General features: G+C 64.7%; 1 protein-coding gene. It reads right to left on the bottom strand.

Features of this window, described 5'->3' with window-relative positions; all coding sequences use genetic code 11:
* Positions 1-5: 5 nt before the first annotated feature.
* A complete protein-coding gene (locus tag C9427_RS33285) occupies positions 6-1,442 on the bottom strand; it encodes an IS701 family transposase (protein ID WP_245437287.1) in 1,437 nt (478 codons plus the stop codon).
* Between the last annotated feature and the right edge of the window lie 98 nt (positions 1,443-1,540).

Genomic DNA, 1,540 nt, shown 5'->3' with positions numbered 1-1,540 from the left:
TAGTACTACTGCGTCATAAATTGCGAGCCTGACGCGGACTGTCCATGGCCCTTGTGCAGCACGGACATCGTTGCAGACGGTTGGCCAGGGCCACAGTCAGGCGTCGCCTGATGGTCGGGATCGAGGTCGGGACGTGCCGCTCTGGTCGGATCGGAGGATCCGCGGGGTCGACAACCGCCGGGAAGACCAGGTGTTTGGCGGCCCTGGGCGCGAGTTGGAGTTGAGGGGGGAATCGTCTCCCGCAGAGAGACCAGGAAGCCATAGGCGGCGATACAGAGGCTGGCGTGGTGGTGGAAGCCCCGCCACCCTCGGCCTTCGTAGTGGCCCAGTCCCAGCTCCTGCTTGAGTTCCTGATAGTCTCGCTCGATGCGCCAACGCATCTTGGCGGCGTCGACCAACTGGGTGATCGTAGCGTCGGCCGGCAAGGTGGAGAGCCAATACTTGCTCGGCTCGACCTCGCCTTCAGGCCACTCGATCAGGAGCCACTCTTCGGCGTGAGCCTCGGGCCGATTGTAGTCCCTGGAGGCCGGCCGCAAGCGCACGGCGGCGAAGCGGGAATTGAGCTCGGTGTTGGTTCCTTCACGCCAGGCGATCGTGCGCCAGGTCTCGGCGTCGAACTCCTCGGCGAGGGCTTTGGCCGAGATCGGCTTGTGATTGTCGGTTCGGCCGACTCGAGACGGCGGCCGGCCTCTTCCGCTCCAAGGCTTGGGCGGCAGCGGGCTCATGCCTGGGCGCCAGACGCTGAGTGTGGGCTGAACGCCGACAACATAGGTCAGACCGAGCTCGGACAGGCCTGCGCGGAAACCGCCGTCGGCCCCATATCCGGCGTCGGCCAGAACCACGCCGGGCGCGACGCCCTCGGCCTTGGCCGTCCTGATCTGCTCGAGCGCGATCTGCGGCTTGGTCTGGAACGTGATCTCCGCCGGAATCTTGGCCTTCTTGCGTAGTTCCGGATCCTCCGCCCAGCTGTGCGGGAGATACAGTTCGTAGGCGATCGGAAGCGAGGCTGCGTCATTTGCGATCGATAGGCTAACCGCAATCTGACAGTTGTCCTGCTTGCCCAACTGGCCGCAATACTGGCGCGCTACGCCCACCGAGTGCTTGCCCTTCTTGGGAAAGCCCGTGTCGTCGACGATCCACGCCCGGATCGGTCCACGCTGCTCGATCCGTGGAAGAACCCAGCCGCGAACCCGCGCCAGCAAGGTCGCGTCCGACCACGGCGCCTGTCCCACGAAATGCAGCAGAGACTGATGCTTGGCCGCCACCCGCGACGGCGCCGTGACGGCCGCCAACGGTTCCACGCTCTTGCGCTCCATCGGCATCAGCAGTCCCAGGCAATAATCCTTCAGCGGCTCAGCTCGGTCGGCGTGGCCGATCACCCCGATCAAAGCATCGATATAGGCGTCGAATGCTGCTTCACTCTCGACTGTCCAGTCGGGCATGGCGGGGCGCTTCCCTGATCACGAAGCAGCACCCTAACAAATCCGCGACCCGCGCGAATCCCCCCACAGCCGCGACTTTCTGACTCAGTAAGACTAGC

Source organism: Mesorhizobium helmanticense, assembly GCF_003034915.1.
Classification (GTDB): domain Bacteria; phylum Pseudomonadota; class Alphaproteobacteria; order Rhizobiales; family Rhizobiaceae; genus Mesorhizobium; species Mesorhizobium helmanticense.
The sequence above is the reverse complement of the archived record's forward strand: the minus strand, read 5'-3'. Positions and strand labels throughout refer to the sequence as shown.

Excerpts from the sequence above, each read along its gene's own strand:
- C9427_RS33285 (WP_245437287.1), bottom strand. The coding sequence starts at position 1,442 with ATGCCCGACTGGACAGTCGAGAGTGAAGCAGCATTCGACGCCTATATC.